General features: G+C 67.1%; 5 protein-coding genes and 1 pseudogene. 5 read left to right on the top strand and 1 reads right to left on the bottom strand.

The annotated features are described in order from the left end of the window. From B3T77_RS16395 to B3T77_RS15220, 4 genes are all read left to right on the top strand, one after another. Nucleotides 1-194 (top strand): hypothetical protein (locus B3T77_RS16395; protein ID WP_414633158.1); only part of this gene is annotated, 194 nt, incomplete at its 5' end. A gap of 2 nt (nucleotides 195-196) precedes the next feature. Then, entirely contained in the window at nucleotides 197-2584 is a 2388-nt protein-coding gene (locus B3T77_RS15230; protein ID WP_292080668.1) for an EAL domain-containing protein, read from the top strand. Between the two features lie 102 nt (nucleotides 2585-2686). Then, nucleotides 2687-3112, top strand: a complete 426-nt coding sequence (locus B3T77_RS15225) for a TadE/TadG family type IV pilus assembly protein (RefSeq protein WP_292080667.1) — start codon at nucleotides 2687-2689, stop codon at nucleotides 3110-3112. Beyond that, a complete protein-coding gene (locus B3T77_RS15220; RefSeq protein ID WP_292080666.1) occupies nucleotides 3112-4635 on the top strand; it encodes a TadG family pilus assembly protein in 1524 nt (507 codons plus the stop codon). Before B3T77_RS15225 ends, B3T77_RS15220 begins: the two co-directional genes overlap by 1 nt. A gap of 3 nt (nucleotides 4636-4638) precedes the next feature. Here the strand turns inward: B3T77_RS15220 and B3T77_RS15215 are convergent, their stop codons facing one another. Beyond that, nucleotides 4639-5994 (bottom strand): M23 family metallopeptidase, encoded by a 1356-nt coding sequence (locus tag B3T77_RS15215; RefSeq protein WP_055754622.1) that lies wholly within the window; start codon nucleotides 5992-5994, stop codon nucleotides 4639-4641. Nucleotides 5995-6311: 317 nt separating this feature from the next. Here B3T77_RS15215 and B3T77_RS15210 point away from each other — a divergent pair. Further along, nucleotides 6312-7351: pseudogene (locus B3T77_RS15210) on the top strand (C4-dicarboxylate ABC transporter); the annotation flags it as partial.

Genomic DNA, 7351 nt, shown 5'->3' with positions numbered 1-7351 from the left:
ATGGTAACCCTGGCTCGGGGAGCCCCGGCAACGGTAACCCCGGTTCCGGCAACCCGGGCAGCGGTAATCCGGGCAATGGTAACCCTGGTTCCGGCAACCCTGGCTCGGGCAACCCAGGCACTGGAAACCCCGGCAATGGCAACCCGGGTGGGGATGATCCCGGCAAGGGTGGTCCTCGGCCTCCGAAGCGGTGACCATGCGCGCTGTTGCTGATGAACTCGGTCGACGTCGACTTTCTGTCGTCGTCTGGTCCGTGCTGATCCTGGCGTTCGCGGGCATAGGAATGCTCGCGAACGCCTTCCGGCCCCTCGACGACGTTATCGCCTCTGCGCGATTCTCGGTTCTGGAGCGGCCTGCCAGCCAGAGTCTGACGATCGTCGAGATCGATTCCCGAAGCCTCATCGCCGCAGAGACCTGGCCATGGGATCGGCGACGGTATGCCCAAGCGATTGACAATCTGCTTGCGGCCGGGGCGACCCTGGTCGCTGTCGATGTCGATTTCAGCGCGCCGTCGAACCCCGCGTCCGATCAGGCGCTGGCGGCGGCCGTGTCGCGACATCCCGGTCAGGTGGCGTTGGCGACCTTCGAGCAGATGGAGTCATATGGCGCCGGCGAAAGACGCAGATCGGGCAATCGTCCGATCGCGCCGCTTCTGAATGATTCCTTGCTCGCGTCGGTCAATGTGCCGGTGGATGGCGACGGACGGGTGCGCCATTACGATTACGGCGCCTCAGAGGAAACGCCGCCATCGGTCGCGGCCATCTTGGCCGATGCCTCGGTGCGACAGGGCGCTTTCACCGTCGATTTCGGGATCGAGCAGAAATCGATCCCCCACCTCAGTTTCGAGGACGTCTACAGCGGTCGCTTCGACCCCTCGCTCGTGCGCGGCAAGAAGATTCTGATGGGGGCGACGGCCCTGGAACTCGGCGACGAGTTCGCCACGCCCGTCGGACTGTTGCCCGGCGTCATCATCCACGCCCTCGCCTACGAAAGTATCGCTGACGGACGGGCCCTGGTCAGCCTTAGCCCGCTGGCGCTTCTGATCATGTGCGCCGGGCTCGTCGCGGCTTTACAGCCTGTGAGGAGCGGGGGCGGCGCCCTGTGGCGGCTGGTCGTGCGCCATGTCGCCATCACGGCCTTGATCGTCATCGCGCCGATCGTGCTTCAGGCCTTGCTGCCGGTCAGCATCGACATCGCCGCGCTTCTTTTCACGCAGACACTGATGGCGATCTGGGCGACCCGCGTGGAGTTGACGAGGCAAGCCAAGGCGATCGTGCAGGCGCGAGAGGCCGGCCTGCTTCATCTGGCGATGCACCAGCCGGAAACAGGGCTTCCCAATCGCCGAGCTCTGCTGGCGGGCATCGACGACCTGATCGCCACAGCCGAGACCAACGTCGCCGTGTTTGCGATCGGCGTGGATCGCCATGCGGAGATGCGCGGGGTCGTCGGTTATGACGTCGCCAACACCTTGATGGTCCAGCTTGCCGACCGCTTGGCCAATTTGGCCGACGTGGACCTGGTGGCGCAAATCGCGTCCTCGGTGCTAGCCTTCTCGCGGGCCGATCTGTCCGTCGATCAGCAACACGCCCTGGCCAGATCGCTTCGCGCCGTGGAAACGACCTTCACCGTCGACGGCCAGCCTCTGGATTTGTTCGTCCGCATCGGCAGCGCCTCACAGGATAGGCAGTCGGCGAGCGGCGACGCTCTGATCGAACGGGCGACGACGGCGCTTAATCAGGCCGATCTCTCGGATGACCGTACGGTGCTTTATGACGAGGCGTCCTTTGTCGATCCCGACAACAACCTCGCCCTGATGTCGGAACTTCGCGACGCCCTGCGCACGAGCGACGTCAGTCTGCACTATCAGCCCAAGCGCAAGACCTCGGATGGCTCAACGGCTTCGGTCGAGGCGCTCTGCCGCTGGCATCATCCCGTTCGCGGTCGGATCGGGCCGGACCTGTTCATTCCGATCGCCGAACAGACGGGACAGATCAGGGCGCTGACCGAATGGAGCATCATCAAAGCGATCGAAGATCAGGCCGCGTTGAGGGCCCAGGGCGTTCATCTGGCGATCGCTCTGAACGTGTCCGGACGGCTCCTTGTGGACGAGGCCTTCCAAGCGCGTGCGCTCCAGTTGATCGAGGGCTGCGACGCCGATCTCATCTTCGAAATCACTGAGACTGCCGTCATCGAAAACCCGAAGATCGCGGCCCAGGCGATCGCGGCCTATCGAGCGGCGGGGGTGCGGATTTCGATCGACGACTACGGCGCCGGCCTATCTTCGCTCAGCTATCTGAAAATGCTGAACGCTGACGAGTTGAAGATCGACCGGTCCCTGATCCTTGATGTCCTCGACAGCGGGCGTGATCGCCTGATCATCAAATCCACCGTCGATCTGGCCCACGGTTTGGGCATGACCGTCGTCGCAGAAGGCGTTGAAACCGAGGAAGTCTTTGACGCCTTGTCGGCTCTGGGATGTGACACCATCCAGGGCTACTGGGTCTCGCGACCACTGCCGTTCGACGACTTGCTTGCCTTTTTCGCGACATCAGATCGGGCCGAAAAACGGGTGATGGCCGGCTAGGGCTGGCTACTGTAGGCGCGGCGAGCATACACCCGCCCAACGGCCACACGAACGCTTAACTGTGCCTGATATACAACCCATGATAGTAATCATGAGGTTGGCATGCGGACGTTCGGACCCATTCCTGCTGCAAGGCGACGCGGGCGCGAGGGCGTGGCGGCGGTGGAGTTTGCGCTGGTGGGGCCGATCCTGGTCCTGCTGCTGATCGGCATCGTCGTCTATGGCGGCTGGTTTCTGATGGCCCAGTCGGTTCAGGCCTTGGCGTCGGAGGGCGCCAGGGCGGCGATCGGGGGGCTGGACGCGGCCGAGCGCGACGGTCTGGCGCGGCGCGAGGTCAGCGAGGCGGTGCGGGGCGTGGCGCTGAACCCCGAACACACGATCATCGAGGTGATGGAGGACGCCGGCCGGCTGCGGGTCGTCGTCGTCTATGACGCCAGCGACAGTCTGATCATGGCGCTGGGCGGAATGCTGCCGCGTCCGCCGTCGGTCATTCGGCGTTCGGCGGTCATCCATGTGGGCGACTATTGATGAGGGCCTGGGCGCCCCGGCTGCTGCTTCGGTTCGGCGCTGATCGGCGCGGGGCGGTGGCGGTGATTGCGGCGGTCGCGGGCGGCCTGTTGTGTCTGTTCACGGCGGCGGTGATCGACCTGGGCGTTCTGGTTCTGCACACGCGCCGGGTTCAGGCGGCGGCGGATCTCGCGGCGCTGTCGGCGGTGCGAAACCTGGCGCAGGGCGAGGGTGCGGTCTCGCGCGCGGCCCAGGCGACGGTTGAGGCCAATGTCGCGCCCGACGTCTCGGTCACCGTGGCGACGGCGCTGGGCGTCTATACGCCCGATCCGGCCAAGGCGCGCAATGACCGGTTCATGACGGGCGGCGTGAAGCCGAACGCCGCACGGGTCGAGGTCACCAGTCGCGCGCCGATGTTCTTCACGCCGCTGTTGCTGGGCCGCGATCAGGTGCGGGTCACCCGCAGGGCCACGGCGACGACGGGCGGCGGGACGCCCAAGGCAACGATCTCGATCGGATCGCGTCTGGCGCGGCTGGACGGCGGTGTGGCCAATCAGGTGCTCGGCGGCCTGACCGGGTCCAAGATGTCGCTCAGCGTCATGGACTATCGTCGTCTGATCGATCTGGACGTCAATTTGCTGGGGTTCACCGACGCCTTGGCGACCGATTTGGGCGTCCAGGTCGGCGACTATGACCGGCTTCTGGCGACCCAGGTCGACGCCGGCCGTGCGCTGAGGGTGCTGGAGCGGCTGGCGGGCGGCCAGGACGGCGGGGGCAGGGACCGACAAATAGCGCTGAACCTGGGCGTGCCGGTCGGGCTCGCCGATCTGAAGACCAGCCTGGCGATCGGCGAACGGCCCAATCGCTCCCCGTGGCTGACGGTGACGGCTGACGGCCAGCCGATCATCCGCACGGCTCAGGCGCGGCTCTATGTGCGGGCCAAGACCGCGCAATCCCTGTCGGGTCTGGCGCGGGTCGAACTGCCGATCCTGATCGAACTGGCGGCGTCCGAGGCGCGGCTGAAGTCGCTGTCCTGCGATCCGACGCACGCGGTCGAGGTCGATGTGCGGCCGGGCCTGGCGCGCGCATCGATCGGTGTGGTGGACGAGGCGAAGCTGGGCGATTTCAAGACCCCGCTGGCGCCCCAGCGCGCGACCCTGCTGTCGGTCCTGGGTCTGGTCAGCATCACCGGCAAGGCGGATGTCGACGCGGCGGACACCGGTTTCAGGCCGCTGAGGTTCGACGCGGGCGACATCGACAATCAGCGCATCAAGACCATGGCGTCGCGCGGCTTCGCCAGCGGTGCGGTGGCCAGCCTGCTGGCGCGCCTGGACGTGGATGTGAACGTGATCGGCCTTGGCCTGGGGCTCGGCGACCTGACCAAGGCCCTGGGGCGGCTGCTGGAGCCGCTGGGGCCGGTGCTGGACGGCGCGCTCAATCCCGTGCTGGACCTGTTGGGCCTGAAGCTGGGCGAGGCCGATGTGACGGTCCACGGCCTTTCTTGCCCGACGCCGGGGCGCGCGACCCCGCGTCTGGTCGGCTGAACCTTAGCCGCGGGCCGGACGCAGGCCTTCGGCCGACGCCTGCTGCATGGCGGGGCGCTTTTGACCGCCCGAGGCGATGATGCGGTCGATGCGGGCCTTTTCGGCGCGGAAGGCGGTCAGGTCGGCGCCGGCCAGTTCGGTGCCTTCCTGGGTGCGCACGCCGGCGGGATTGATCCGCTGGCCGCCGCGCCACAGCTCATAGTGAAGGTGCGGACCGGTCGAGGCGCCGGTCGAGCCGACATAGGCGACGATTTGACCCTGGCTGACCCGCTGGCCGGCGCGGATGCCCGAGCCGTAGCGCGACAGGTGGCCGTAGCCGCTTTCAAGTCCGTTGTTGTGGCGGATGCGCAGCCAGTTGCCATAACCGCCCCAGCGGCGCGCCTCGACCACCACGCCGTCAGCGGGGGCCACGACCGGGGTGCCGGTTCCGGCGGCGAAGTCGATGCCTTGGTGCATCTTCTTGTAGCCCGAGATCGGGTGGGTGCGGAAACCGAAGTTGGACGACACGCGACGGAAGCTCTGCAGCGGCGTGCGCATCATGGCCGAGCGCAGGTTCTTGCCGTTCGAGTCGAAGAACTGAGCCTCCTTCGCGCCGGCGGGCTTGAAGCGATAGAAGGTCACGCCGCGCAGTTCGGCGTACATCAGGTCGCCCACATCCACCGTGCGGCCGGCCTCGGTCACTTCACGGTCGAAGACCATGGTGAACTCGTCGGAGGCGCGGATGTCGCGCTGCATGTCGAACTTGGTGGCGAACAGGCGGCTGGCGGAACGGACGATGGAGGCGGTGGCGCCCAGTTCACGCGCGCTGGCCGACAGGCTGCGCTCGACATCGCCCTTCAGGACCACGGTCTCATGGGTGACTTTTTCTTCCAGCGAACGCAGGCGCAGGGCGCCGTCGAAGCTGCGCGACACGGTCAGTTGCGACGCCGGGCCGGTGCGCATCGTCAGGCCGATCAGGCGGGCGTCGCCGCGGCCGTTGCGCGGTTTGGCGATGGCGGTTTCGAACTTCAGTCCGGCGCGCAGATCGGCCAGGTCGAAGGCGTTGGCGACGGTGGCGGCGACGGCGCTGGCTTCTTCCGGCGCGACGCCGGTGCGGCGCACGGCCTGCTCGAAGGTTTCACCACGGCGGATCTGGACGTTGACGGCCTCGGGCGCGGTCAGGCCGGCGGGCGCGTTGGCGGCGGCGAAGGCCTTGGCTTCCATGGCCGCCATTTGGGCCGAGGTCAGGGCGGGAACTTCTTCGGCCTGAGCGGGTTGATAGGCTCGACCAGCGAGCATCGCCACCGAGATTGCAGCTGCCGCCGTGAGCATGTGCGGCGCGAGCCGCATCGGCTGGCGGCGTGGGTCGAACTGAGCCATCGGTCCCCGTCGTATTGCGACGCCTTCGGCGCCAAAGCTTTACTCGTTCTCGAAGATCGCGCCGTGTCGCCCGTGGCGCGAAGGCGGTCCTATACCGCGCTTGTCTCATTTTGGAAAGCAGACCGTTACAAACGGTTAACGTGCGTCAGACAAAGCTCGACGGTGCGGGGATCCCGACCGGTCGATTCGCCGTTATCTGGCCCAGCTTGACCGGCAGGAAGCGGCGCCGAACACCGACCGTCACGCTTTGATCTTGTGCTGGGGATAAGGATGACCAAGGTGGACGGCCCGCTGTTTCAATCACGCGATCAATCCGTTTGACCGACACACCGTCCAAGCCAAAGCCAAAGCCAAAGCCAAAGCCGCAGGCCAAGACCCGTCGCATCCTGCGCGCCGTCGCAGTCGGCGTTCTGATTCTGGCGCTGCTGATCGGCGTGGTGGCGGCCCTGATCTATCTCAATCGCCGCGCGGTGGCGCGCAACGTCCTCGTCGGCTGGCTGGACCAGCGCGGCATCCAGGCCGATGTCGAGGTCGAGCGGATCGAGATCGACGGCTTCGTCGGCCGCATCCGCATCGGCGATCCCAAAAATCCCGATGTCGTCGTCGAGCGGGCCGAGGTCGATTACGCCGTCGCCCTGCCGTGGTCGCGGTCGGGCCTGGGCGTGACCCCCAGCCGCATCCGCCTGGTCCGGCCGGTGGTGCGGGCCAGCTGGAAGGGCGGAAAACTGTCGCTGGGCTCGTTGGACCCGCTGGTCAAGGAGTTCACCGGCGGGCCGCCGCGCCCGGATTCGCGCAGCCCCCTGGTCATCGTCGAGGGCGGTCGCGGACGGCTGTCCACCGAATACGGAACCCTCGATATTCTGGCCGACGCCCGGATCGACGATGGCAAGCTGATGCGCTTGGCGGCGCGCCTGCCGAAAGCCGCGCTGAAGAGCGGCGAAGCGGAGGCCCAGGGCCTGACCGGACTTCTGGACCTGACCACGACCGGCGACCGGATGGCGATCAAACTGTCGGCCGCCGCCGATAGCTTCGCGACACCGGCGGCCCGAGGGCAGGGGGCTGCGCTGACGCTGACCGGCGATCTGCCCTATCCAGATCTGAAGACGCGGCGCGGCGACGGCCGGGCGGTTCTGGACGCCCGCCTGACCGGCGAGCGCCTGGGAACCCCGACGCTCAACGCCCGCAGCGCCGATGTCGCCGCCCGGTTCGACGGCGTCGTCTCCGGCTGGATCGAAACCTTCCGGCTGGACGGCGAAGTCACGACCGCGCTGAAGGCGGCGGCGGTCGAGGGCGCGGACCTGCGCATCGCCGATGTCGCCGCTACGGCGACGCGGGGCAAGCTGACGGTGTCGCGCGA

Source organism: Brevundimonas sp. UBA7838 (genome assembly GCF_002500885.1).
GTDB classification, from domain to species: domain Bacteria; phylum Pseudomonadota; class Alphaproteobacteria; order Caulobacterales; family Caulobacteraceae; genus Brevundimonas; species Brevundimonas vesicularis_C.
This window is presented reverse-complemented; position numbering and strand designations above follow the sequence as displayed.

Coding starts and splice junctions, on each gene's coding strand:
- B3T77_RS15230 (WP_292080668.1), top strand. CDS start 197: ATGCGCGCTGTTGCTGATGAACTCGGTCGACGTCGACTTTCTGTCGTC.
- B3T77_RS15225 (WP_292080667.1), top strand. CDS start 2,687: ATGCGGACGTTCGGACCCATTCCTGCTGCAAGGCGACGCGGGCGCGAG.
- B3T77_RS15220 (WP_292080666.1), top strand. CDS start 3,112: ATGAGGGCCTGGGCGCCCCGGCTGCTGCTTCGGTTCGGCGCTGATCGG.
- B3T77_RS15215 (WP_055754622.1), bottom strand. CDS start 5,994: ATGGCTCAGTTCGACCCACGCCGCCAGCCGATGCGGCTCGCGCCGCAC.